The sequence below is a fragment of the Bacillus sp. CCNWLW194 genome (genome assembly GCF_037120585.1).
Lineage (GTDB): Bacteria > Bacillota > Bacilli > Bacillales > Bacillaceae_G > Bacillus_A > Bacillus_A basilensis.
Genome location: NZ_JBBBBL010000003.1, coordinates 315,091 through 341,524 on the forward strand (window position 1 = coordinate 315,091; position 26,434 = coordinate 341,524).

Annotated in this window: 25 protein-coding genes; 6 read left to right on the plus strand and 19 right to left on the minus strand. The window is 37.8% G+C overall.

The features are described 5' to 3' along the window. Positions 1-80: 80 nt before the first annotated feature. The 9 genes from V7S50_RS08150 to V7S50_RS08190 form a co-directional block, all read right to left on the minus strand. Positions 81-1,199, minus strand: a complete 1,119-nt coding sequence (locus tag V7S50_RS08150; protein WP_063222453.1) for a nicotinate phosphoribosyltransferase — start codon at positions 1,197-1,199, stop codon at positions 81-83. 61 nt (positions 1,200-1,260) lie between these two features. Then, positions 1,261-5,157 (minus strand): DNA translocase FtsK, encoded by a 3,897-nt coding sequence (locus V7S50_RS08155; protein WP_242252455.1) that lies wholly within the window; start codon positions 5,155-5,157, stop codon positions 1,261-1,263. 155 nt (positions 5,158-5,312) lie between these two features. Further along, a complete protein-coding gene (locus V7S50_RS08160) occupies positions 5,313-6,269 on the minus strand; it encodes an N-acetylmuramoyl-L-alanine amidase (protein WP_242252453.1) in 957 nt (318 codons plus the stop codon). Between the two features lie 40 nt (positions 6,270-6,309). After that, positions 6,310-6,654 carry a thiamine transporter gene (locus V7S50_RS08165; protein ID WP_242252451.1) on the minus strand — a complete coding sequence of 115 codons (345 nt, stop codon included), beginning with the start codon at positions 6,652-6,654 and terminating at the stop codon, positions 6,310-6,312. 225 nt (positions 6,655-6,879) lie between these two features. After that, positions 6,880-7,494, minus strand: a complete 615-nt coding sequence (gene ytpR, locus V7S50_RS08170) for a YtpR family tRNA-binding protein (protein WP_242252450.1) — start codon at positions 7,492-7,494, stop codon at positions 6,880-6,882. Beyond that, positions 7,491-8,303: a DUF1444 domain-containing protein gene (locus V7S50_RS08175; RefSeq protein WP_000784600.1), complete on the minus strand. Its 813-nt coding sequence runs from the start codon at positions 8,301-8,303 to the stop codon at positions 7,491-7,493. Before V7S50_RS08175 ends, ytpR begins: the two co-directional genes overlap by 4 nt. Before the next feature lie 78 nt (positions 8,304-8,381). Further along, positions 8,382-8,696, minus strand: a complete 315-nt coding sequence (locus tag V7S50_RS08180; protein WP_000838193.1) for a thioredoxin family protein — start codon at positions 8,694-8,696, stop codon at positions 8,382-8,384. A gap of 83 nt (positions 8,697-8,779) precedes the next feature. Next, on the minus strand, positions 8,780-9,289 hold the full coding sequence (locus V7S50_RS08185; RefSeq protein WP_242252636.1) for a DUF84 family protein: 510 nt from the start codon (positions 9,287-9,289) through the stop codon (positions 8,780-8,782). Positions 9,290-9,575: 286 nt separating this feature from the next. Further along, the gene (locus V7S50_RS08190) at positions 9,576-10,649 is read right to left on the minus strand and encodes a M42 family metallopeptidase (protein ID WP_242252448.1); all 1,074 of its coding nucleotides are present in this window, start codon (positions 10,647-10,649) and stop codon (positions 9,576-9,578) included. 148 nt (positions 10,650-10,797) lie between these two features. On the opposite strand from V7S50_RS08190, the gene V7S50_RS08195 reads away from it, so the two are divergent. Next, the gene (locus V7S50_RS08195; RefSeq protein WP_000118537.1) at positions 10,798-11,109 is read left to right on the plus strand and encodes a PepSY domain-containing protein; all 312 of its coding nucleotides are present in this window, start codon (positions 10,798-10,800) and stop codon (positions 11,107-11,109) included. A gap of 173 nt (positions 11,110-11,282) precedes the next feature. Here V7S50_RS08195 and V7S50_RS08200 read toward each other — a convergent pair whose 3' ends face one another. Both V7S50_RS08200 and trmB read right to left on the minus strand, forming a co-directional pair. After that, positions 11,283-12,137, minus strand: coding sequence for a YtnP family quorum-quenching lactonase (locus V7S50_RS08200; protein ID WP_242252446.1), 855 nt, complete (start codon positions 12,135-12,137; stop codon positions 11,283-11,285). Positions 12,138-12,207: 70 nt separating this feature from the next. Continuing rightward, the gene (gene trmB, locus V7S50_RS08205) at positions 12,208-12,861 is read right to left on the minus strand and encodes a tRNA (guanosine(46)-N7)-methyltransferase TrmB (RefSeq protein WP_060632584.1); all 654 of its coding nucleotides are present in this window, start codon (positions 12,859-12,861) and stop codon (positions 12,208-12,210) included. A gap of 231 nt (positions 12,862-13,092) precedes the next feature. On the opposite strand from trmB, the gene V7S50_RS08210 reads away from it, so the two are divergent. Further along, positions 13,093-13,371, plus strand: a complete 279-nt coding sequence (locus V7S50_RS08210) for a YtzH-like family protein (protein WP_001122235.1) — start codon at positions 13,093-13,095, stop codon at positions 13,369-13,371. Between the two features lie 3 nt (positions 13,372-13,374). Here V7S50_RS08210 and V7S50_RS08215 read toward each other — a convergent pair whose 3' ends face one another. The 4 genes from V7S50_RS08215 to pepV all read right to left on the minus strand — a co-directional run bounded on the left by V7S50_RS08215 (position 13,375) and on the right by pepV (position 18,735). Then, positions 13,375-14,172 (minus strand): phosphotransferase family protein, encoded by a 798-nt coding sequence (locus V7S50_RS08215; protein WP_242252445.1) that lies wholly within the window; start codon positions 14,170-14,172, stop codon positions 13,375-13,377. A 227-nt stretch (positions 14,173-14,399) separates the two neighbouring features. Continuing rightward, complete coding sequence (gene pulA / locus V7S50_RS08220) at positions 14,400-16,541, minus strand: type I pullulanase (RefSeq protein ID WP_242252444.1); 2,142 nt, start codon at positions 16,539-16,541, stop codon at positions 14,400-14,402. A gap of 138 nt (positions 16,542-16,679) precedes the next feature. After that, positions 16,680-17,225, minus strand: a complete 546-nt coding sequence (thpR, locus tag V7S50_RS08225; protein WP_242252442.1) for an RNA 2',3'-cyclic phosphodiesterase — start codon at positions 17,223-17,225, stop codon at positions 16,680-16,682. Positions 17,226-17,328: 103 nt separating this feature from the next. Then, entirely contained in the window at positions 17,329-18,735 is a 1,407-nt protein-coding gene (gene pepV, locus V7S50_RS08230; RefSeq protein WP_242252440.1) for a dipeptidase PepV, read from the minus strand. Between the two features lie 357 nt (positions 18,736-19,092). Here pepV and V7S50_RS08235 point away from each other — a divergent pair, with 357 nt between their 5' ends. Continuing rightward, a complete protein-coding gene (locus V7S50_RS08235) occupies positions 19,093-19,314 on the plus strand; it encodes a DeoR family transcriptional regulator (protein ID WP_000805512.1) in 222 nt (73 codons plus the stop codon). A gap of 81 nt (positions 19,315-19,395) precedes the next feature. On the opposite strand, the gene V7S50_RS08240 is transcribed toward V7S50_RS08235, so the two are convergent. After that, positions 19,396-20,124, minus strand: a complete 729-nt coding sequence (locus V7S50_RS08240; RefSeq protein ID WP_060632590.1) for a pseudouridine synthase — start codon at positions 20,122-20,124, stop codon at positions 19,396-19,398. A gap of 41 nt (positions 20,125-20,165) precedes the next feature. Beyond that, positions 20,166-21,818 carry a putative polysaccharide biosynthesis protein gene (locus V7S50_RS08245; protein WP_063222441.1) on the minus strand — a complete coding sequence of 551 codons (1,653 nt, stop codon included), beginning with the start codon at positions 21,816-21,818 and terminating at the stop codon, positions 20,166-20,168. Positions 21,819-22,072: 254 nt separating this feature from the next. Between V7S50_RS08245 and V7S50_RS08250 the strand changes: the two genes are divergently transcribed. Further along, positions 22,073-23,344 carry an NAD(P)/FAD-dependent oxidoreductase gene (locus tag V7S50_RS08250; protein ID WP_242252438.1) on the plus strand — a complete coding sequence of 424 codons (1,272 nt, stop codon included), beginning with the start codon at positions 22,073-22,075 and terminating at the stop codon, positions 23,342-23,344. 186 nt (positions 23,345-23,530) lie between these two features. Then, the gene (locus V7S50_RS08255; RefSeq protein ID WP_242252437.1) at positions 23,531-24,967 is read left to right on the plus strand and encodes an MDR family MFS transporter; all 1,437 of its coding nucleotides are present in this window, start codon (positions 23,531-23,533) and stop codon (positions 24,965-24,967) included. 31 nt (positions 24,968-24,998) lie between these two features. Here the strand turns inward: V7S50_RS08255 and V7S50_RS08260 are convergent, their stop codons facing one another. Beyond that, positions 24,999-25,322, minus strand: a complete 324-nt coding sequence (locus V7S50_RS08260) for an ArsR/SmtB family transcription factor (RefSeq protein WP_000098837.1) — start codon at positions 25,320-25,322, stop codon at positions 24,999-25,001. Further along, positions 25,323-25,754: an SRPBCC family protein gene (locus tag V7S50_RS08265; RefSeq protein ID WP_242252435.1), complete on the minus strand. Its 432-nt coding sequence runs from the start codon at positions 25,752-25,754 to the stop codon at positions 25,323-25,325. 424 nt (positions 25,755-26,178) lie between these two features. Between V7S50_RS08265 and V7S50_RS08270 the strand changes: the two genes are divergently transcribed. After that, complete coding sequence (locus V7S50_RS08270; RefSeq protein ID WP_063222437.1) at positions 26,179-26,406, plus strand: DUF3973 domain-containing protein; 228 nt, start codon at positions 26,179-26,181, stop codon at positions 26,404-26,406. Positions 26,407-26,434 lie beyond the last annotated feature (28 nt).

Consider the following 26,434-nt stretch of genomic DNA (forward strand, 5'->3'; position numbering starts at 1 on the left):
CATTATAGCAAAAAAGAAGCCGCTATACTATGATAACAGAAAAACTGATAGGGTCAATCACCTATCAGTTTTTCTCTCTTTTACATATCTTCTCTTTTTTCTAATTGAACACGCTCTAGACGTGGATTCGGACGATATTTACGGCCAGCTTTCGCTTCTGGTTTTCCATTTAATTCTACGTTATCACCAGTAAAGCCAATATTCATTTTTAATAAGCTACTTCCTACCCCGTATATATCAACCGGCACGTTTTGAGCTTCAAATTCACGAATACGCTTCTCATCAAATCCACCAGTTACAACGATGTCTACATGCTGGAATCCTTCATCATCAAGTGCTTTACGAAGTGCAAATACAAGCGATGGGTTTACACCACGTGGATCGAATGTTCCAAGTACTTCTGGGTGGCGAATGAAGTATTGATCTATCATTGTGCGAGATGTATCTACACGTACACCTTTTAATGTTGATCCAAATTCACGCGCTACGCGAAGTGCATCTGTAATGACATCATTATTGTAATCAATTAATACAACTAATTCATCTTCTGGGAATTTCTTATGATATGCTTTTGCCGCTTCAACAACATCACCATTAAACATTTGAATTAATGCGTGAGGCATTGTCCCCATACCACTTCTGCCCCACCATTCATTCATCGCATGCGTCGCTTGTGCGCTCATACCTCCGATGTATGCTGCATAACCGTCACCAGCTTGTTGTGTATAATGATCGTCACGGTCTCCCATGAAAATAACTGGTTTTTCTTTATCTACACTACGTGCAGCTTGGACAACGTTATATACGTTTGTCGCAACCGATGTACGACGAGCTAAAATCCCATCAATGACACCTTCTAAAAATCCGAAATTTTCATAAGGACCATGAATTGTTAACACTGTTTCAAATGGACTAATATTATCGCCATCTTTTAAAGAGTTAATTTCAAGTTCCTCAGGATTTTTAGCGAATGTTTGTAGCAATGCAATTACTTCATCTGTTCCGCATAGAACTGCATTTTCCTTTTGGAAAAATTGCATCGTTACAACACTTTTCGGGCGAAATTCTTCAATGATTTCTCTAGTTTTTAAAAAGTAAACGGCAGAGAACCAACCTTCTCCAACACGTTCGTCAAATTTAAATGTTCTATTTGTTAGTCTATTTATTTCACCTTTTAATTTTAATTCAATTTCTTTCATGTCGCTTTACTCCCTACTTTACTATCCAACATTTTCTATTAGTATACAGCAAAACCATTTACTATACATTTGTTTCCTGCATAGCAGCGAATTCATCCTCAGAAATAAGGACATCTCTCGGTTTCGTTCCTCTTCCTTCAGAAATAATCCCTTGCGATTCCATCTCTTCAATGAGACGTGCCGCGCGATTATAACCGATGCGGAATTTTCGCTGTACAGAAGATGTGGACGCTCCCCCTTGTTCTACAACAAATTGACATGCATCAAAGAACAATTCGTCTTCCGACTCAGCTTGTTCTGTTTTCGCTAATAAATCCTCTTGCTTAAATAAGTAGTTCGGCTTCATTTGCTTTCTCACATGATCAACTGTTTTCTCAATCTCATCATCCGATACATATACACCTTGTACACGAACTGGTTTAGACGTACCGTTTCCTAAGAATAACATATCACCACGGCCAAGTAATTTTTCCGCGCCCCCAATATCGATAATCGTACGCGAATCAACTTGAGATGATACTGTAAACGCAATACGCGTTGGAATGTTTGACTTAATTAAACCTGTAATAACATCTACAGATGGACGCTGCGTCGCAACTAATAAATGAATACCACACGCACGTGCTTTTTGCGCAATACGACAAATCGCTTCCTCAACATCACCAGGTGCTACCATCATTAAGTCGGCTAACTCGTCAATGACAATAACGATATAAGGTAATGTCTCTCCTGGAATTTCTCGCCCACTTACAATCGTATTGTAACGAGTTAAATCACGAGCACCAGCGTGCGCAAACAATTCATAACGACGCTCCATTTCTTCAACTGCCCACTTTAAAGCCGCTGTCGCTGCTTTTACATCCGTAATAACAGGTGCTACAAGATGTGGGACAGAATTGTATGGTGCAAGCTCAACCATTTTTGGATCGATTAACATTAACTTCACTTCATGCGGTTTCGCTTTATATAAAATGCTCGTTAAAATTGCGTTAATACACACACTTTTACCAGAACCTGTTGCACCCGCAATAAGTCCGTGTGGCATTTTTCGAATATCCGTTACAATCGGATCGCCTGAAATATCAAGTCCAAGCGCAACTGTAAGCGGTGATTCACTCTTTGTAAACACAGGACTTCTTAAAATTTCACGAAGAAATACTGGCTTACTCTCTTTATTTGGAACTTCGATTCCGATCGCACTCTTCCCTGGAATTGGCGCTTCAATACGAATATCTTTCGCAGCTAAACTTAACTTAATATCATCACTTAAGTTTGTAATTTTATTTACTTTCACACCTGGATCTGGCTGTACTTCAAAACGAGTTACTGCCGGACCTTGCGACACATTAATAACATGTGCGCCAACATGGAAATTATTAAACGTCGTATCTAATAATTCTTTCTGTTCATCCAACCATTCCGTATTATCTAACGCTGCTTGCTGTGGAATTGACAACAACGTTAATGGCGGAACAGCATATGTCGGTGGTGTTTGCAATACATTTCGCATATCGTTCTCTCTTTGATTTACAACATATGCTTTCTCTTGTACTTCCGTACTCGAAATTGGCTTTTGTACTTGCTCTACCACTACTTGTTGTACTGGACGTTCTTCCACTTGTGAGTCTACTACCACTTGCTGCACTGGCTTTTCTTCCACTTGTGGTTCCACCACTACTTGCTGCATTGGTTGTTCTTCCACTCGTGATTCCACCACTACTTGCTGCATTGGTTGTTCTTCTACTTGTGGTTCCACTACCATTTGCTGCATCGGTTGTTCTTCCACTTGTGGTTCCACCACTACTTGCTGCACTGGGCGTTCTTCTACTTGTGGTTCTACTACCCCTTGTTGCATTGGTTTCTCTTCCACTTGTGAGTCTACCACTACTTGTTGCATTGGTTTCTCTTCCACTTGTGAGCCTACCACTACTTGTTGCATTGGTTTCTCTTCCACTTGTGAGTCTACCACTACTTGTTGCATTGGTTTCTCTTCCACTTGTAGGTCCACTGCCACTTGTTGCACTGGTTTCTCTTCCACTTGTGGGTCTACTGCCACTTGTTGTACGGGCTTCTTCTCTACTCGTTCACTCATAGAAGCTTGCATTGCATTCGTTCTAGCCGCATGTCTTTCCATTAATCTCGTTCTGTCTTGTTTCAACATAACAACATTAAATGGTACATGACGCTTTTTCTCACGTTTTGGTTCTTCTTTTTGTACAACTGGTTGTTTTTCCGCAATCGGCGCTTCTTCTACAACTCGTTGTTCTTCTGCAATCAACGCTTCTTCTACAACTGATTGTTCTTCCGCAATCGGCGCTTCTTCTACAACTCGTTGTTCTTCCACAATCGGCGCTTCTTCTACAACTGATTGTTCTTCCACAATCGGTGCTTCTTCTACAACTGATTGTTCTTCCGCAATCGGTGCTTCTTCTACAACTCGTTGTTCTTCCACAATCGGCGCTTCTTCTACAACTCGTTGTTCTTCTGCAATCAACGCTTCTTCTACAACTGATTTTTCTTCTGCAATCGGTGCTTCTTCTACAACTCGTTGTTCTTCCGCAATTAAAGTATTCGCAAAGCTTTGAACATCTTTCTTCGTTTGTTCATCAGCTTCAGCAACATGTATGAACTCATTCTTTTGTTCAATTTCTTCATTTAACAACATTTCTTGCTGCATTTTCTCAAGTGCTACAGGTTCCGCTTCTTCTACTTCTTCTGTTTCCGCAATTACTTCCACTTCTTCTGGCGCTTCTGCTTCCGCAATTACTTCCACTTCTTCTGACTCTTCTGCTTCCGCAATTACTTCCACTTCTTCTTGTGCTCCTGCTTCCACAATTACTTCCACTTCTTCTGGCGCTTCTGCTTCTGCAATTACTTCTACTTCTTCTGACTCTTCTGTTTCCGCAATTACTTCCGGTATTTCCACAATGATTGTTTCTTCAAGTTTTTCTTCTGCTTTGACAATCACTGATTCTTCTGGATCTTGCTTTTCTACTTCAATAGTAGGTTGTTCTATTTCTGTATTACGTTTAATTTCTTCTGATAATATTGTATCCTCGTGCTCTACTTTAGAAGCTACTAATTCTTCTTGTAGATTGTTTTCGTTTAACACCACTACATCTTTTTCTAGCTTAGCACTTTCCATCTGCTCAGCTACTGTTTTATGAAGTAATTCATCCGCTGAAACTTCCTGCGGTGTACTCATTTCTTGAACCACTTCATTTTCTTCTACTATAGGCTCTTGGCGTTCAATTTCATAACCGTTTTTCTCTAGCCATTGATCAACAACTGATTTTTCTTCCTTTTTATCCTGTTGACCAACTGATTCATGACTAGGCGAAGAAGACGTTGCTTGTCCTTCTGAGAAATCTGATAATGTATACCCTTTTTTCTCTAACCATGCATCAACAACTGCTTTGCCCTCTACAGATATTTCAAGATCTTCTCTTTCCTTTACTTCCTCCTGCTTTTCTTCCTTTTTCTCTACAGAAGGACGATTATATCCGTAAATTGGTGAAATCATTTCTGTTGGACGAAATGGTCTACGGTTACTTTCTTGCGACGATACAGGTGCCTTTTTAACGACAGACTCTCGCTCCGGTTCATATTGCACTTCCGGTTCTTCATATGTAGAAACTACCTTTTCCACATACTGTCGTCTACTTCTTTCCACTTTCATTCCTCTTTGAATAGGCTGATTTTCATATGTTACAGCTTGAACAGGTTGTTCTTCAAAATGCCCTGTTTCTATAACATCCTCTTCATCGAACCCATTATCCGGTACTAATGGAAAACGGCATTTACCTGCATTCCTACTTGCCATTTGTGCTTCTCTTGCTTCAGTGTAGTGGTTTACACGAGGAATTTTCGGCTGACTTTCAATTCGTTCTGGTACTTCTTTATTCATCGCTGTTTGTTCTTCCTCTTTGTTAAACAGCTTTTTCATCCAATCTAACATGCTTACCACTCTTTCTACTAAATAGTAACATCCTTTATTGTATCAGCATTCGGCAAAAAGTGCAGGTAAAATTAAGCATGTCATATTTATCCATAATATTCTAATTTACGAGTGTTTTCATATGGAAAAACGCACCCTTACATGTAAGACTGCGTTTAAGCTTTACTCTTCCGATATTCATCTACACTATCCGTTACACTTTGCAATAAAGAATTTATATACTGCGGGTCAGATAATTTCTTATCTTCTTCAGGATTTGACATAAACCCAAGTTCTAATAGTACACCAGGTACTTTGGACCAATTAAATCCAGAAAGATCATCCCTGAATTTAATTCCATTTACTTTCACTTGATGATTTTCTCTCATTTTATTTACTATCGTTTGAGAGATTTGAAGACTTTCCTTATAAATCTCTTTCGTATACGGACTTCCTTCTGACGGTGTTAATACAGCAAACCCACTTTGATTCGGATTTTCAGAACCATCTGCATGAAGACGTAAAAATAAATTCGCCTTATGATCATTCGCAAATGTTGCCCGTTCTTTATTACTCATATCAACATCTTGTGACGTTCTCGTCATTAATACTTGTATTCCCTTTGTTTCTAACTTTTCCTTTAATATCAAAGCCATTTCTAATACAAGGACAGCCTCTCTTTTTTTCGTCACAACACCAGTTGTACCATCTGTCACTTTATATTTTTGCGTTGTTGCTCCTGGCCCAATCGGCTCTAAATTTAAATTTGCTTTTTGTTGATGCCCTGGATCAATAACAACGAGAAACTTTCCTTGCTTTTCATTACTCTCTATTTTTTGTTCATTATTTTGTACTGGTTGCTCAGTTGGCTGCACTGGCGTAGCTTCCTCTTTCTTTTCCTCGGCCGGCACTTCCTCCTGCTTTTGCTCCACTTGCTCATTCGTTTGAACTGCTTGCGGTTCTTCTTTTTTTTCTTGTTCTTCTTGCTGTTTTTCTACCGGTGCGTCTTTCTTTTTATCTTCGCTTGTTTCTTTTATAGAAGATGTTGTCTCTTTTTTCGGTTGTTCTTGTGAGCAACCTCCCATATATATGCCAATGAATGCAATCATGCTCATTATTTTTATATACTTCATGTTTTTCTCCCATCACTTTGCACCGGTCTCAAAGTTTTTCTTATAATTGTTTTATAATCTCATCCATATTTCCAATATGAACGGGTTGCCACGTTTCTGTACCACGCTCTGCAGTATAAACTAGATAAGCATCATCAGCCGCATTTACAAAAACTGGATCCCCCATATCTGTTTCATATCCGATAACAATCCATTTCTCTTTCCATTTTCCGTGTTCTTCACTTATTAATGAATTTTTATGTTTATCATATCGATAACCGATTTGTCCTTTTTCTAATTCATTTTCACTAAACAAATAGATTTCATAAGAACCTAACTCGATATCTTGCTGTTTTGAAGTTTCAATTCGTTTCAGAAGTTCTGCGATTTTTAGTTGTTGTTTCATACGTCTATCCCCTTCTATTTTTCTAAATTTTAACTAGATTGTTTATAAAATACAATATAGATTTTGTGGAAAAAGGTGACATCCTCATAATATTAACGATTTTTCAAATTTATCTATCGTAACTCTAAATATATTAACGATTCGACATAGAATATCGATTTACAAAAAATAAAAAACAAAAAGAGAGGCCACCCAAAAGGACAGCCTCTCTTTTCTTAACATCAATTAAAATTTAAACTCTTGTCCAACTTCAAAGCTATCTTCTAATACAAGAATACCTTTTTCTTGTGGAGCATCTGGAAGCTCTAATTCACGTGCAGAGCAGATCATTCCAGAAGAAGGAACACCGCGAAGCTCAGCTGGCTTGATTAACATACCGCTTGGCATTACAGCGCCGATTTTTGCAACGACAACTTTTTGTCCTGCATCAACGTTCGGTGCGCCACATACGATTTGTAATGTTTCTGTACCGATTTCTACTTTACAAATGTTTAGCTTATCAGCATTTGGATGTTTCTCTTTTTCCGCTACATAACCTACAACAAATTTTGGAGAAAGATCTGCTTCTACTGTTTCTCCAAAGCCGTTCTTCGCTAAAATTTCGTTGATTTTTTCTACAAGTTCTTTCGTTAATGTAAGGTTACCTGTTTCTGTTACTTCTAAGTAAGAAGATGCATTAAAGATGTTGAATCCTGCTGTTTCGTTGCTTTCACGATCGTATACGCGAGCAACATCTCCTTTGCGATCAAAAGTACGGTTCTCTAAAGTAATATCTTGTAAGGCAACAATTAAAGTGTCACCAATTCCTTCAAGGTTGTAAAAAACGTTCACTTCGTTCATCCTTTCTCTTTTCCATCTGTCTTCTTCCGATTCTTCGCTAAAATAAAGATTGGTTCAAAGTCCCCATCTTCATATACGAATGAAAGTGATGTAATCGGAACATGCCCTTCGGCAAAAAATTTCATTGTCATTTGTGCAATAATATCATAACCGATTTCGTTGACGATATCAGCAATAATTAATACATCTTGGTGAGGAACAGCAACAACCATGTCACCAGAAATCTTTTCACGCATCGATTGTAGTAACGATTCGTTTAAAATACGAGTCGCATCATACCCATCATTTGTGTTTAAAAAGTAGAATGTATTACCTGCTACTGTGTCCTGCTTAAATTCATAACCTAATGAGCGAGCATTGAATAATGCCATTTCACGTACTTGTTGTTCTGTAAGCTCTAACTTTTGTAATAAACGCTCATCAATTAGTCGATACGTTTTATTAGAATCTAGCGCGTAGTAAATACGTGTTTCCGCCGTATGATCCGTCATAATAAACGGATTTCCTTCTTCTGCTTGTTTCGGGAAAGAAGTAGAGCGAATAACAGGTAAAATTTTTGCTGCGCTATTTTCTTCTTTATGCATCGCAATTAACGCTTCTTGTACGTAATAGGCAACCTCTTCAATTGCTTTTTCTTTATTCACTTCCCATTTTGCCACAACGCCTGGAAGCGACACGTTAATACCTTTTTTCGAGTCTTTCTGTTCTATACGTAGAACCTCTTTCTCGCTATCATACTGAAAGTCCCATTCCGGGCGAGATAATTTCTTCATTAACTCGTCTTTCATCTTTTTACTTGTCATCTTCATCTCTTTTTCCTCCCTTCCAAAAAAATAACCTCCCCCGCGAAGGTAGAGGTTGTTTTACAATTCAATTGGCAAATTGCCTTATTTTAAACCTTCAATGAACTCTTCGATTTGTTCTTGTGTTTTACGATCTTTGTTTACATAGCGACCTGTTTCTTCACCTTTATTGTACGCTACAAAGCTCGGAATGCCAAATACGTCTAATTTGACGCATAGATCAATAAACTCATCACGATCTACATAGTAAAATGAGAAATCACTATATTTCTCTTCTACTTCTGGCATAAACGGGTCTACAAAACGGCAGTCTGGGCACCATTCTGCTGAGAACATAAAGACTACATTCTCTTCATTTTTTAATTGTTGGAATTGCTCCATGCTTTCTAATGATTTCATCTATATTTCCTCCTCTAACGAGTGCATTTTTTCATGTTATAATCTTTCCTTTATACTACCATACATCGCGCACGGTGCAAGGTTTATGCTTGCTTTTCGTCATACTTATATTGCCCAACAAGTAACTTAACAACGTGTACAAATAATTCCGTGCGATCAACATAATCATCTGTAAAAATACCGATTGCACCTTCGTGACTACGAATATCTTTTCTCTGTACAAACTCTTCCATCACTTCACTTAACTCCTTGCCCTCTTCAAGAGGTGCTAAAAAATCATCCGGTAACGTAATACGTGCCCCGCCGGCAACAAATATTTTACCATCACTTGTTGCTAGCGCGCCCCAATTACACATAAATAAACCGTACTCCGTTTTCATCACGCCGCCTTCTAGCCCAATACCAATTTGAGCTTCTCCTTCTTGAAGCGCTCGCTTCGCTCTATTAACAGCTCCTTGCATCGTCTCTTCATCTGAAAACGGCTGGTTTGCTACCCCTGAAGGAACAGAAAGAGACGTAATTTCGGCATCACTCCAAACCTTCTCCACAGCTCCAACTTTCGTTTTATTCTTCGATCCAACTACTACCTTCATTTCGTTCACCTCTATAAAAATTTATCATTTTGTTCTAACATCCGCTTCGGGTACGAATTAGGCACCAACCACTATCACACACCACCGGGGAATCCCTTCTACCTATAAAAGAAGGTGGATTTCCACAATATTACTGGTCCTAAACACAAAAACAGGCTTCTTCTTTCTTCCTACCCGCGGTCTTAACACATCATTCGAGCACATGTTAGGCACTGACCACCACCACCACACACCGATGGGTCATCTCTTCAATCCAAAAAAAGAAAGGCTCTTCAGCCCTTCTTCCTTACGCGTTATTCTTAATTGTCTCTAACGTCGTTTTATCCGTTGCTCTTACAAGCTTCGTAATTAGTTCTTTTGCTGCTGCATAATCATCAACATGTAAAATAGAAGCATGTGTATGAATGTAACGTGCGCAAACACCAATTACTGCTGATGGGATACCTGAGTTACTTGTATGTACACGTCCCGCATCTGTACCGCCTTGTGAAATAAAGTATTGGTACGGAATGTTGTGTGTTTCTGCTGTATCTAAAATGAATTCACGCATTCCTCTATGTGTTACCATCGTACGATCGTAAATACGAAGAAGAGCACCTTTTCCTAATTGACCGAACTGCGTTTTATCACCAGATGCATCGTTTGCTGGACTTGCATCAAGCGCATAGAAAATATCTGGTTGAATCATATTTGCAGCAGTTTGTGCCCCGCGAAGACCAACTTCTTCTTGTACAGTCGCTCCAGAGTATAATGTGTTTGGTAATGTTTCGTCTTTTAATTCTTTTAGTAATTCGATTGCAAGGCCACATCCGTAACGGTTGTCCCAAGCTTTCGCCATAATTTTCTTTTCGTTTGCCATCGGCGTAAACGGGCAGATTGGCACGATTTGTTGTCCTGGTTTTACACCAATTTCAATCGCATCTTCATAGCTATCTGCACCTATATCAATTAACATGTTTTTTATATCCATCGGTTTTGCACGTTGCGCGTCACTTAATAAATGAGGAGGGATAGACCCAACAATCCCAATAACAGGACCATTCTTCGTCATCACTTGTACGCGCTGCGCTAATAGAACTTGGCTCCACCAGCCGCCTAACGGTTGAAAACGAAGCATTCCGTTTTTCGTAATTTGCGTAATCATGAAACCTACTTCATCCATATGACCTGCTACAAGAACACGTGGGCCAGTTTCGTCCCCTTTTTTCAGACCAAATACGCTACCTAAACCGTCTTGTACAATTTCATCAGCATATTTGCTTAATTCTTGCTTCATAAAACGGCGTACGTCATGTTCAAAACCTGACGCACCTTGTAATTCTGTTAACGTACGAAATAATTGTAATGTCTCTTTATTCACGAAGTCCCCTTCTTTCAAACCTTAGTAGAATACCTCTTTTATTGTAACGAAATTTTCGAAATGTTTCTAGTTTCTTCTTTTTTAACTGTATTTGCTTTATAATTATTATCGGTACACTATTTTTATTTTATAGAATTGAGGTGAATATATGAGCTGGAAAGGTTTAGTAGCAGGTCTTGGCGTTGGGTTCGCAGCTGGTTATTTCGTTGCAAACAAAGTACAAGAACAATCCCATATTTCTTCAGAAAAAGCATTGAAAATGGTGAAACAAGCATTAAGTCATAAAGGTGAAATTACTGGCTCTTGGGTACATATGGTTCCAGAGACATTTGAAAAATATGATGTCGCATACGAAGTTTATCGCGGCGGTCTTACAACAATGTTAGATGATATACAAGAACGATTTGAATTTTTAGTTGATGCTAAAACAGGTACTGTTTTAGAGGTTATAGCAGCATAAAAAGGAGGGTTCCCATTAGGTGAACCTCTTATTTTTTAATTGTAGATAGTGATTGAAATTTATCGGCGCAACTCGATTTATATCAGCGATTACCCCATTTTATCGAATTACCGGCAAAAGCCGACGCTAAAAAGAGGCTGCTCCAACAAATATTCTGGAACAACCTCCTATTTTTATGCTTCTATACTCGTTTTTCTCTCTATCTTTTCTACAATATGCCCTTCCTCATTCCACTTTACTGCACGGTAATATGCGTCATGGTAAAACGTAAACCATGCATCTTTTTCAGCGCCGTACTTCATCCACTTTTGCTTATTCTCAATCGATGTCATCGGATAATCATCATAAGCCATTACCCATAATACATTTTGATGTGCGTGCGTCGGCAATAGGTCTGCTAAATGCAGCATCGTTTCCCCTTTACTTTCTAAAGCAATAACTGCATGTCCATCACTATGACCACCTGTATGCGCCATTTTTATTTCATTCGTAATTTTTATTTCTTGCTGAAACGTAACAACTTGATCTACAATTGGCTCCCAATTTTCCTTCCAATACGTATTACGGGATCTAATATTTGGGTTCCTCATTTCATTCCACTCTGTTTCACTTACATAAACTTTCGCATTCGGAAACGTTGGTACAAGTTGATCACCTTCCCATTTCGTTAAACCAGATGCATGATCAAAATGAAGATGCGTCATTAAAACGTAGCGAATATCTTCAGGCTTTAATCCTAGTTTTTCTAATGATTCATAAACCGTTGATTCTTCCGTTACACCTTGATTTCGCTTCATCTTCTCATTCAATTTACCGTTTCCTATTCCAGAATCAATGAGCATATTACCGTCTTTCGTTTGCAAAAGTAACGGATCTGTTCGTAAATAAATATGATTTGTATCATTATGTTTATATTTACGTGACCAAAGTACTTTCGGTACAACGCCAAACATTGCTCCTCCATCTAAATGTGTGTTCCCGCCCTTTAGCCACGTCACTTTTATATCTCCAATTTGTAACTGTTCCATTTTTCATCCCCCTTTTCTTTCAATACTAACATAAAATTCTGATTATTTTAGATACAAAAAAACCTACGCATTACTGCATAGGCTCTGTGCGATATTTTGCTTCTACTCGGTAAATACGATGACCTTTACTAGAGAATTTCTCTTCGTATTCAGTCATGATGTTACCTTCAAAGTCGCTGTTATGAAGATCTAAGCTTAAGTAAGTTAGTAACATACCGTACTCAGCCATACTCATAATAGAATATTCAAATAAACCTTGGTTATCTGTTTTGAAATGAATTTCTCCGCCTTCTACTAACACTTCTTCATAATTGCGTAAAAACGTTTTATACGTTAAACGACGCTTCGTATGACGTTTCTTTGGCCATGGATCTGAGAAGTTTAAATAAACGCGATCAATCTCACCTTTTGCAAAGAAAACTGTTAAATCTTCAGCATCTTTATTAATTAACTTTAAGTTCGGTACTTCTTCTTCAATTAATTTATCAAGTGCATCTACAACAACACTTGTGAATTTTTCAATTCCAATATAATTAATATGTGGATTCGCTTTTGCCATATCATACATAAAGCGGCCACGACCTGTACCTACTTCAATATGAATTGGTTGTTCATTTCCAAATACTTCTTTCCAGTTACCAGCGCGCTCCTCTGGGTTTCCAATTACGATGTGAGAATACTCATTAATTCGATCCATTGCATACGGTTTATGTCTTAAACGCATAGATGTCTCCCTCTCTTTACAAAACTATTTTAAAGGAATAATTCCTTCTTTCTGTTTTAATCAATCTATCAAACAAAAAACCAAGTACGTACGAGCACTCGGTCCGTTTCTTTCAAGTATAAGATGTACCATTTTGATAAAAACTACATACAGCATTAAACATTCCATGACGAAGCAGCTTTTTCTCTTACATTCCGAGAAGAGAAAAACAATCGAAAGGATGATCCGTTCATGCCAATTAATCAACAACATCAATTAGAAGTGCTGAAAGATATTTTAGTCAATCACCAAAGTGATTGTTGCGGGACAGTTTCTGAATGCGAGCAATTAGAGCGTCTCATTCAATCGTTACTCGCAAACGATAATATAAGTAGTGACGCTAAAACAATGCTAAACGATGTATATTCTTATAGTCAATCGGGTAAATCTTCCTCTAATTTGGACAACCACATTTCCAATAATCAAGAACAACTTACTCAGTGGATTGCTGGAATGGACAATTTTTCTTAAGTATTACTCTGAAGCAAGTAGTTGCTGTAAATATTGATGCCAATATTCAGCTTCTGCTTGCTGCTTTTTTGTTGTATGCCATTGAATCGACAAAATCGTTTGTGCTATCACATACCATCTCATACGCCTAAACAGCGATTCATCCATTTCAATATCATAATAACCGAGCCACTCACTCCATTCATGGCGCGGAATGTACCAATATAATAACATACCAAGGTCTAAAGCTGGGTCAGCAATTACAGCTCCATCCCAATCAATTAAAAACAACTCATCTTCATTCGACAATAGCCAGTTGTTATGGTTTACATCACAATGGCATACAACGAATTCATTGTATTCAATATCTTTTAATGAATCCATTAAATATTGAAGCCCTTGCTGAATTGTTTCATCATCCCTTATATCTCCTCTTAAAACGAGTTGCAGTTGTTGTAATAACTCTTGTGCGTGAAGCGGCTGCTTCCCAAGTCTTTGAATCATCTGTACAAGTGCTTTAGAGGAGTGTATTTTCTTCAAAAGTTTTGCAACACGTTCTAGTTTCATATCCTCTGGCTCTAGCTTCTGTCCCGGAAGCCATTTTTGAGCAGAAATTACATCACCGTTTGTTACCCTTCTTGTCCAAAGTAATTTTGGAACAATTCCTTCTGCTGACAATACCGCTAAAAAGGGCGATGTATTCCGCTTTAAAAATAACTTCTGTTGTCCGTTTTGCGCAATATATGCATCGCCCGTTACTCCACCAGCCGGTACAAGACTCCACTCTTTTCCTAATAATTGTTCCAACCATTCCATATTCATTACCCGTTAACAAATCCTTATCTTTTATAGTTATGAAAAGAAAAACCGCAACATTTCTACACATGTTGTGGATTCATATATATTTTACTGTAAATGAAAAGAAAATTTGGCATAAGCCAAAAACTCTCTATTATTTTACAAAACCAGTCCTAGAATGACAACTTATCAAAATCGTCACCTTTGTCAATTCTACATTTATTACATTCTCATCGTCAAGTAGCGATTTGTCACATTATCGTCAATATATACGTGCTAATTGGAGCCAGCCTAAGTTCCTTTCCTCTAAATGAAGAAATTGGCTCTATTTTCGCTTGCTTTTCGTTTACTAACACATGCCATGTTTCTTCTTTCGGAAGTTGCACCGTTTTAGCTTCTAAACCGCTATTAAATAAAACTACAATCTCTTTCCACGGTCCAAACGTTTCTGCATGCTCTAGATGGTATGCCAGTACTTCTGGAGATGTTTGCAAAAAAGTCATGTACTTTTTTATAAGGTCTGCGTTTTGTAATCGGAATGCTCCATGCTCTTTACGAATCGCAATTAAACCTTTTATATAGTTAACGGTCTCTTTCTCTTTCTCTTTTCGATCCCAATCTAATTGATTAATTTCATCATTTGCATTATAACTATTTTCATTTCCTTGCTTCGTACGATAAAACTCTTGCCCAGCATGTAAGAAAGGGATACCTTGCGACAGAATCACCATTGCAGTTGCTAGCAGGTGACGTTTTTTCAAAATCTCTTCTGACTCTTCATTACTGCGCATTAATTTATCCCACATCGTCATATTGTCATGACATTCTACATAGTTAATGCTTTGCACAGGCTCTAGAAACAAACCTGTTTCTTTCATACTCAAAAGGCTTCCTGATGCTATATACTGCAAATGATTACAGTCTACATGCCCACCAAATGCAAAACCACGTTTATTTATATGAAAGGTACTCCCTTTTATCCCATCACGAAATTGATCATTAAATTGCGCAATATACGGCATTTTCTTTGCATTATTTAACGTTGCTTTTTCTTCGCCAGGAAGTGGTGTTTGTAAATCCCATCCTTCTCCTAATAACAATGCATCTTTCTTTATGTTTCGCACTTCTTTTTCTATTATATTTATTGTATCAACATCTAAAATACCCATTAAATCGAACCGGAATCCATCAACATTGTATTCCGTAAGCCAATATAAAATAGACTCTACAATGAATTTCCTCATCATTTTCCGTTCAGATGCTACATCATTTCCGACTCCCGTCCCATTAGAAGGCATACCATTTTCACCATGACGAAAATAATATCCTGGGACAAGCTTTTCAAATGATGATAACTCTCTTTCATACACATGATTATATACAACATCTATAATCACCCTAATGCCGTGCTCATGAAATGTTTCAATCAACTGTTTACACTCTATGATCCTGTTATACGGGTCGGAAGGGTTTGTAGCATAAAATCCCGTAGGCGCATTGTAATATAATGGATTGTAACCCCAATTATATGCAGAGGAAGGATTCGCCTCATCTACACCACCGAAACAAAATAAAGGCAATAGTTCAACATGTGTAACACCCAAATCTTTTATATGAGACAAACCTGTTAACGTCCCATTTCGCCCTGTTGTTCCTTCTTCCATTAGCCCTTTATATGTTCCTTTTTTACTCACTCCACTGCCCTGATGAATAGTAGCATCACGAATATGCAGTTCATACAATATGACATCTGTCATTGCTTGTAATGGTGGTAATTGCTCTCTTTTTGTTACATTTGTCTTTTCCAAATCGATAACAACGCCGTACTTCCCATTTACAGTCACTGATTTTGTGTAAGGGTCCACTGCTTCATTCCATATTAAATTAATACAAACAAGAAATGTATACTTTGCTCCGGCTAAATCGCCTTGTAACGTATGAGCCCATACCCCATTTTCCCCTCTGTACATTTCATAATCGTTATATTCTTTATCACTTTTATAAATCCTTACTTTCGCAAGCCTCGCAGTTGGAGCCCATACTTTAAATGTAGTTGCTTCTTTTTGATACACGGCCCCTAAATCTCTACCTTCGTAATAATACTTTTCATCAAAAATCGCTGTTCTTATGACAGCACCTATTTGTAAATCTGTTTCTTCATTCCGTTCATCTCGTACTGTATAATACTTCCCCACATCTAGCGGCTCTTCTATAAAGCACTCATACTTCGTTGCATCCGGAAGCGCAATCGTATGAGCAATCGGTAAATCTTTCACGTTACTTCCTTCTTGTAAACGAAATGTCCGACTTGTTCCATACGCATGTGGGAGCAAAATTGTAATTTTATTCATTTCATCTAAATAGGCCTCAAATGGACGTTTTACTTTCAACATAAAAAAATCACCATCATTCTTAAAGTTAAAATGAAACGAGCTGCAAATGATAAGGCTTTTCTTACCAGCGAAGCCCTATACAGTAACACATTATTCTCTATAGTATATTCACCTGTATAAAAAACGTTTTCATACATTCTATTTTTGTAATTTTATTTCAGCAATCGCTTTATACTTCGGTGCCTCCTTCACGTGAGATTCGTATAAAGTAATCGTATCCGCTTGAAATGATATTTCAGGCATTTCCTTTATATGTTCTAAATCATACTTTTCTTCTCCTACCCATTTACGAGCAACAGTAATATGCGGATGATACGGGCGCTTTTCTAAAGAAAATCCATTCCCTTCACAAATAGCGTGCACTTGCTTTTGTAATAGAAACAAATTTTGATTCTCGCTTACCTTTGCCCAAAAAATACGCGGCCTATCTTCCATACCGAACGTTGAAAATCCTTGTAACGTGAACGATAGTTCCTCTGTTTCTGCAAGTGTTTGTAATCCATTCTTTATTCCTTCTAATTGTTCCTCTGTCGCACTACCTAAAAATGAAAGGGTAATATGATAGTCTTCTTTATGTACCCACGAACGAAATGGTAATTCCTCCTGCATTTCCTCTCTATAGTTAGACAGCACTTCTTTTATATGATTTGGTAACGTAATCGCGACAAAATAATGTGGCTCCATGTACATCTTCTCCTTCTTTCTATTGTTGCTTTTCTTTCTTATCTCATTCAGGTAAAAAGAAGCCGCCCTCCAAAATAGAGAGCGGTCATTATTTATATATCCATTATTTCGCTAATTCATGAATTGCTTGCGCGTAAATTGCTGTTGCTTTTAATAAGTCTTCAATTTCAATATACTCATCTTTTTGATGAGCAAGTTCTTCTTTTCCAGGGAATAGCGGGCCAAATGCAACACCAGCTTTTAATGAACGAGCGTAAGTACCACCGCCGATTGCTAATAGTTCCGCTTTCTCGCCTGTTTGTTCTTCGTATACACGTTGCAGCGTACGAATTAACACGTGATCTTTATCGACGTGATGCGGGCGAGAGTTTGAATAATCCGCCACTTCAAATCCATGAGTACCAACATATTCTTTTAAATTCGTAATCATTTCTTCAAAGTTAGTTGTAACCGGGTAACGTACATTTAATCCTAAATTACCACCGTTCTCTTTCGTATAAGAAAGGCGACCGACATTCACTGTTAACGGACCGCTAATATCATCTTTATAAGAAATACCAGCTTTCTCTCCTAAAATATCTCCTGTAAATGTTTCTGTTACAAACGATGCAAACGAAGCACCTTTTCCATCAAGAGCAACTTTCGTTAAGAAGTTTGCCAGTAATAAACCTGCATTCTCACCCTTCTCCGGAGTAGATCCGTGAGCAGAAATCCCTTTAATTTGCAATGTTACTGTATTACCTTCTACAATTGCTTCACCTATTTTTTTAGCAGTTTGCAAATACTCTTCATATGCTACTGTAAGTGCATTTACATCTTCTCCTGTAATAATCGCTTCTGCAAAATCAGGAACCATATTTAAACGGCGACCTGATTCAAATGAAACAAGTTCATATGTACCTTTCTTCTCTTCACTATCATTTTGCACAACTTGTATATCAGAAATTCCTTTTTCTGCATTAATAATTGGAAAGTCCGCGTCTGGCGCAAAACCGATTGTTGGCATTTCTTCGTTTTTAAAGTAATGATCTACACATTTCCAATTGCTTTCCTCATCTGTTCCTAAAATCATACGAACACGTTTCGAAAGAGGTAAGCCTAATTCTTTCACAATTTTCATCGCATAATAGGCTGCCATTGTTGGGCCTTTATCGTCAATTGCACCACGTGCAAAAATCTTTCCGTCGCGAATATCTGCACTATATGCAGGAGTTGTCCAGCCATCTCCTTCTGGTACAACGTCAACGTGACAAAGAATACCTACTAACTCTTCTCCTTGTCCCATTTCAAGATGACCTGCATACCCTTCTAAATTTTTAGAAGCAAAACCTTCAGCTTCTCCTTTATGTAACATGAAAGATAACGCTTTTTCTACACCTTCACCGAATGGTGCGCCCTCTTTCGCCGATTCTTCTTCCCATACACTTTTAATTTGTAAAAATTGTTGTGTATCACGAATTAAATCATCTTTTCGTTTTGCAACTTCTTCTGTCCAATTAATTGCTGACATCACGCATCCATCCTTCACTATATCGTTTCTTTCATCATAACAAACCGAAATCTCTTATGCCATACACGAAAATCAAATACCGAACAATTGTAATATTTCAGATATTTCCCATTAGTTTTTCTTTTATTTTCCCAAAAAAATTTGCAGGAATTTGGCGTTTTGCGTAGAATTTTATGTGTTAGTTGACTGACCATATATACAATGTCAACTACCAATATTTTTCTATATGAATATTTGTTAAACTTTTGTAAAATTTAAGTAGATTAAAGCATGAATTTTATCATGTAGAGTACAATGGTAGTAACGACCTTCTTTCCTGAATGGGGTCAAAAAAACTAGTAGAGGAGTGGTTTTCTCTTGAAACCTACAACTACTCGTATGCTAACACGCATTAAATCAATTTATATGTACATCAATGAAAACGGAACGGTAACGACGAAAGACCTTGTAGATGAGTTCGGGATCACACCGCGAACGATACAACGTGATCTAAATGTGTTGCAGTTTAATGAACTCGTGTATAGCCCTTGCCGCGGTAAGTGGACAACAACAGGAAAGAAAGTGAGAATGACCTCATAACGAAAAATAATTGTATGTAAATAAATACATACCCCTTTCTAACTCATTAGAAAGGGGTCTTTTCTGCGCCTAAAAACAGCACTATTTCTCAGTATCTACTTGATATGTTTTTAACATCTCTACTTCTTCATCTGATAGCTCTCGATATTCGCCAAGTTCTAGCTCTTCATCTAACACTAACGGTCCCATCTCTGTTCTCTTTAGATAGACTACTTTTTTTCCTACAGCTTCAAACATACGCTTCACTTGATGGAACTTTCCTTCTGTAATAACAAGCTCGATTTCAGAAACATCATCGCTTTTTAATATAGTAAGTGCACCGGGCTTTGTTTCATAACCATCATCTAAAATAACACCTTTAGCAAACTCTTTTACATCCTCTTCTGTTACTACTCCTGCAACGTGTGCATAATATTTTTTCGGCACATGCTTTTTCGGAGATAACAATTGATGCGATAACTTCCCGTCATTTGTTATCAATAAGAAACCTTCCGTATCAATATCAAGTCGTCCAACTGGGAACGGATCAAAGATTGCATCTTCTAACTCTAATAAATCTATTACCGTTTCATGATTATCATCTTCAGTCGCTGAAATAACGCCCTGTGGTTTATGCATCATTAAGTAAACAAACTCTTTATATTCCACAACTTCACCGTGAATCATAACCTCTTGTTCTTCTACATTTACATGAACCTTTGCATCTTTCACTGGCGTTCCATCAATTTTCACAACGCCGTCTTTCAATAATTTCTTTACTTCTTTTCTACTTCCATATCCCATATTCGCTAATAATTTATCTAATCTCACGTTTTTCACCTTCTTTATTTATCATAGAAAAGGGGACGTAATTACGCCCCTTTTGATTTCAACTTTATTTTGAATCTATTGCCAAGTTTACGTTGAATTTTTTCTAACGCTTCTCCGCCAAATACTCTTTCAAGTACTCCTGTGCGAATTGCTAACACTCCGTAAACAAGACCACCAATACCGGCACAAATCGCAACTGTTATAAGAGCACCCATACGGCCATCAGGCGAAATCATGAAGGATAGAATCCATTGTGATAGTTTTACCGCCACGACCATTACAAGTGTTAATATTGCAATTTGAAATGTTCTTTTATATACAACACCGAATGAATAGTGTGCATGTTTTTTAATTTGTCGATTTGTGTACCAAACAGAAGCTAAGAAACCAACTGCGGTCGCTAAAATCGCTCCTACTGTACCGAAATAACGAATAAAGATTACGTTACATACAAATTTCAAAATAACACCCATAACAAGCGCGACAATCGCATGTTTTTGCTGATTAATCCCTTGTAGAATTGCCGCTGTTACTGTAAATAAAGCGAATAACAACGCAACCGGTGCATACCACATTAATACTTGTCCACCTAATGGATCTGAGTCGTAAAACGCAGTATAAATCGGATATGCAAGTGTTGAAATACCGACAACTGCTGGCAATGTTAAGAACATATTTGCCTGGAATGTTTGTGTAATTTGTAACTTTAAATAACGATATTGTTTTTCAGTAAATGATTTTGTAATTGCTGGTACAAGCGTTAAACTAAACGCAGTCGCAAGTGATACAGGAATCATAATTAATTTATGCGTCCACATTGTGAAAATACCAAGTGCTCGCTCTGCGATATCACCTTGACCAATCGCTTGCATAATTGAGTTAAATGTCAATGTATCAATTTGTTGATATAAAGGAATTGTTAACCCAATTACAACGTAAGGAATCGCATATGCAAATAATTCTTTAAACAATTGAACGGTACTCACTGTCGACTCTGGTACAGTTTGTTCAATTAAATATTGATCCAAATGTTTTTTACGTTTTAACCAGTACCAAATTAATACGCCGAGTGCTCCAACCGCTGAAACGAACGCAGCAAATGTCGCTACTCCAACTGCTGTTGCAACTGTACCGCCAAGTACTTTAATAACGATAAAACTACCGGCTAATAAAAAGACGATACGAATAATTTGTTCAATAATTTGCGAAACAGTAGTCGGTCCCATCGATTGATGACCTTGGAAATAACCACGAATTAAACTCGCTGCCGGTACAACAATAAGCGCAAAACTTACAAGGCGAATAATCGTCGTAACTTCTCCTATATTACTGTGTACACTTTGTTTACCAAGCATTGCTTCTGCAAACAACGGCGCCGTCATATACAGTACTAGGAATGAAAGAACTCCTGTTACTATCATCATAACCATTCCCGAGCGGAACATTCTCCGGCTCGTTTTATAATCGCCAAGCGCATTATATTTGGAAACGAATTTTGAAACAGCAAGCGGCACCCCTGCCGTTGCAATACTTAAAAAGATCGTATATGGAATGTATCCATATGTATAGAGCGTTCCGCCTTCTGTCCCTACTAATGCATGAAACGGAAAGACGTAAATCATGCCTAAGAACTTCACTAAAAATGTCCCTAGCGTAACGATGAGCGTTCCGCGCAGAAATTTCGAATCGGACATACAAAAATCCTCCTACATCTACATAAAGTGAAACTATAATTAATTGAACTATTCGAGCATTCGAGAACTATTAGACTTCCCCTAACTCTTAAGGTTTTAGTCTTACAGCCCACAAATCGCAGGATAGTGCTGAACTCTAACTTTTGTATTGTACCACAATTCTCTCCTTAAACAGTACTTCACTCTATTTTTCTTTTAAGGGAAAACATGCTATTCTTTTAGGCAGGAAATGTAGAAAATGAGGTCGATATATTATGCATTATGATGTTATTGTCATCGGCGGCGGGCCTTCTGGGCTAATGGCTGCAATCGGTGCTGCAGAAGAAGGCGCAAGCGTCTTACTTCTTGATAAAGGAAATAAACTAGGGCGTAAACTTGCGATTTCTGGTGGTGGCCGTTGTAACGTAACGAACCGTCTACCACTTGATGAGATTGTTAAACATATACCAGGAAACGGTCGCTTCTTATACAGCGCTTTTTCTATTTTTAATAATGAAGATATTATTACATTCTTCGAAAAGCTCGGTGTAAAACTGAAAGAAGAGGATCATGGCCGCATGTTCCCTGTTTCAAATAAAGCGCAATCGGTAGTAGACGCACTTTTAACACGATTAAAAGACTTAGGTGTAAAAATCCGTACGAATACACCTGTTGAAACAATTGAATATGAGAACGGTCAAACGAAAGCAGTTTTACTAAAGACTGGCGAAGTGTTAGAAACAAATCACGTCGTTATCGCTGTTGGCGGAAAATCAGTTCCTCAAACTGGTTCTACTGGAGACGGATATGCTTGGGCTGAAAAAGGTGGTCATACGATTACAGAATTATTCCCAACAGAAGTACCAATCCTTTCAAACGAACCATTTATTCGAGACCGTTCATTGCAAGGACTCGCTTTACGAGACGTAAACTTAAGTGTATTAAACCCGAAAGGAAAAGCTATCATTTCTCACAAAATGGACATGCTCTTCACTCATTTCGGCTTATCTGGTCCTGCTGCCCTTCGCTGTAGTCAATTCGTTGTGAAAGCACTGAAAAAGTTCAAAACGAATACAGTGCAAATGAGCATTGATGCATTGCCAGAAGAAAATAGCGAACAACTATTCCAGCGCATGCTGAAACAAATGAAGGAAGATCCGAAAAAGGGAATTAAAAACGTGTTAAAAGGTTATGTTCCTGAGCGTTACTTCCTATTCTTATTAGAAAAAAATGAAATTGACGGTAGCGAACAAGCTGGACAAGTTTCCCACGAAAAGATTCGTGCACTTGTGAAAGACTTTAAAGAATTTACTGTGAATGTAAATGGTACGCAGTCAATTGAAAAAGCATTCGTTACTGGCGGTGGTGTGTCCGTTAAAGAAATTAACCCGAAAGAAATGTCTTCTAAATTTACGAATGGCCTATACTTCTGCGGGGAAGTTCTTGATATTCACGGTTATACTGGTGGCTATAATATTACATCTGCTCTCGTTACTGGTAGAATTGCCGGAACAACAGCTGGAGAAAACGCGAAAATGCAGTATTAAAAAAAGAAACAGGGATTCCTGTTTCTTTTTTTATAGGTATATCAGCGATTCCACAACAACATATATCGACTTACTGACAAATGCTCATTCTCCTTAAATTCCTAGTGCTTTTTTATTGCTTTATATACCTTAGTACCTTTATATTTTATATTGTTGAATATTTGAAAAAGGGTAAGGGGAAAACATATGAGAAAAAAAGTCATGATGTCTTTAATGCTAATGACGTTTCTTTCTGCGGTAGAAGGAACGATTGTTAGTACAGCAATCCCTCGTATAACGAGTGATTTGTCAGGCGTCGAACTTGTTAGTTGGGTATATGCAATTTATATGCTTGCAACAGCTGTTTCGACTCCGATATACGGAAAGCTCGCTGATTTATTCGGTCGTAAAAAAGTTTTACTAATCGGGGCTACAATCTTTTTAGTCGGTTCTGCACTTTGCGGAGTCGTTACATCGATGGAACAATTAATTTTCTTCCGTGCTCTTCAAGGTATAGGTGCTGGTGCTGTTATGCCGATCACAATGACAATCATTGGAGACTTATATAGCGAAGCGAAAGACCGCGCGAAAGCACAAGGCTGGATGAGTGCCGTTTGGGGTGTATCTGGTGTTATCGGACCGTTAGTAGGCGGATTTTTAGTGGATTCTCTTTCTTGGCGTTATATTTTCTTCTTAAACGTTCCATTCGGAATTATCGCTTGCTTAATGATTGCCATTTACTACAAAGAATCTATTAAGCCCGCTAAACACCATATCGATTATCTTGGTGCAACAGTCTTCTCACTGAGTACAATCGCTCTACTATATGCATTATTAACAGGTAGCAGCAAGCAAAACTGGGGAGACATAACAATTATCGGCCTATTAATCTTTGCCGTCGTTTCATTCATTATTTTCTTATTCATCGAGAAAAAATCTCCGGAACCATTAATTCCGTTATCACTTTTCTCTAACCGTACATTATCTACGATAAACATATTAACGCTTATTGCTGGTGCAATGATTATTAGTATTACAATGTACCTTCCAATTTGGAGCCAAGGTGTATTAGGAAAAAATGCGACAGAAGCCGGACTTATTTTAATGCCAATCCCGGTTATGTGGACATTTGGCGCTATTTTCTCTGGTAACTTAGTAGGCAAATTAAAAACGAAACAAATTATTTTACTTGGAGCTAGCATTTTATCAGTCGCTACGTTCTTATTATTTACACTATCAACAAATTCACCATCGTTCCTTATTTATGTAGCAGTCGGATTATTCGGATTAGGAATGGGGCTTGTGACACCGATTTACATGGTAACAATTCAAGCAGCCGTACCAGCTCATACACGCGGAACAGCCGTTGGTTTAAACACATTTATTAATACATTTAGTCAAACGTTAGGTGCTGCAATATTCGGTACAATTTTCAATACGATGATTCATGCACGTGGTATTAAAAATCTTGATCTTGTATCTGGCGGACACGGCGGAACTACGGCAAACGTAGTAACCGAATCGCAATCCGCATTAGCATCAAGTGTACACGTCATTTATATGAGCACTTTCGTATTAGCAGTATTTACATTAATTATCGCTTGGCTTTTATTAAAGCCAGCTACACAAACAAGTGATCAATAATAAAGAGGATGACCATTTTGGTCATCCTCTTTTATTCTTCATTCTCCACAATATGTTTCAGCATAGACAATTTATTATCCCAAAAACGTTCATAATATGAGAGCCACTGTTGTAATTCCTCTAATGGTTCTGGATGCAAACGATATATCTTCTCTCTTCCGCTTTTTCTTCCGCTTACTAAATTCGCTTCTGAAAGAATATGAAGGTGCTTTACAACTGCAGTACGACTCATCGGAAAATGATCCGTTATTTTGGAAATCGGTAACTCTTTGTCACTTAATAACCGTATTACTTCTCGGCGGGTTGGATCAGCAATCGCTTGAAATACATCATATTTCGCTGCTGATGATGACATTTAGCCTTCGACAACCTTTTTCAGTTTTTCATTTACAATCGCTACCCAGCCGCCGCTCATTCTATCGCGAATAATAGAGCTCTTCGCATTCGCTTTCGGAAGAATTTCATCAGGATGTTTCCAGCCGCCGTGAATTAACGTAAATTCTGTTTTGTTATCTCCTAAGTCTTTCAGATTAAATGAAACGACCCAGCCATCTGTATCCCATGAGAAAGATAGGTGGTTTGGCTCATCAATTTCTAACACTTTACATGGTGATGGTCCGAACGGTGATTGCACATGAAATTCATGTCCTACCTCTAATTTAAAATCATTTGGCATAAACCATGATGAAATCCCTTCTGCAGTTGATACTACATTCCATACTTTTTGAATAGACGCGTTAAAAACGATCGTTTGTTTAATATCATTTAATGTATGTTGTTGTTCCATTTTCATTCTCCTTTATTCGGCACTCAAATATAACACCTTTTGGTTGTATTTAGATGATATAACACCTTTTGGTTTCATGTCAATGCTGATTCTTTTTTACTGTTGAGAAATTCTCAACATTTTTTCAACAGGACAAACACCCTCTGAGCATTTCTTCATAATATACTCACAAAGGCAACAAAAAATAAAAAATTCTCTCAACATGAAACTCCATCATTCATCTTGAAAGAAGTGCCTTACGTATATCATGCGTATTTCGTCTCTCCTCCTTCCCTCAGGGACAATACGCGAGATATGAAAAATCAGAAGGAATATGCCCACCGTTTGAGTAGGTAGTTATTTCTCTTCTCCTCAACATTTCCTTAGGAGCGAAATGACTACCGACTCACTTTTTTCAAACAAAAATAAAAAGGGGATGAAAGCTATGTTCTATTGCATTAACTGCTCTGACATTCACCATGAAAAACATCCGAATGATAAAGTATTCAAAAATGGTTTTTATATTGATCCATTTTTAGGTGATCGTTATCACCTTGGTATGTGTAAAGATGCCCAAAATCATGAAACAGGGGAGCCGCTTTTAACGACAAAGAAATTAGGCACAACCCAATCTATTATGAGCGTATTACCGACACATGTTGTCCCAACATAAAACATAAAAAAGAGCTGGCTCACCCAGC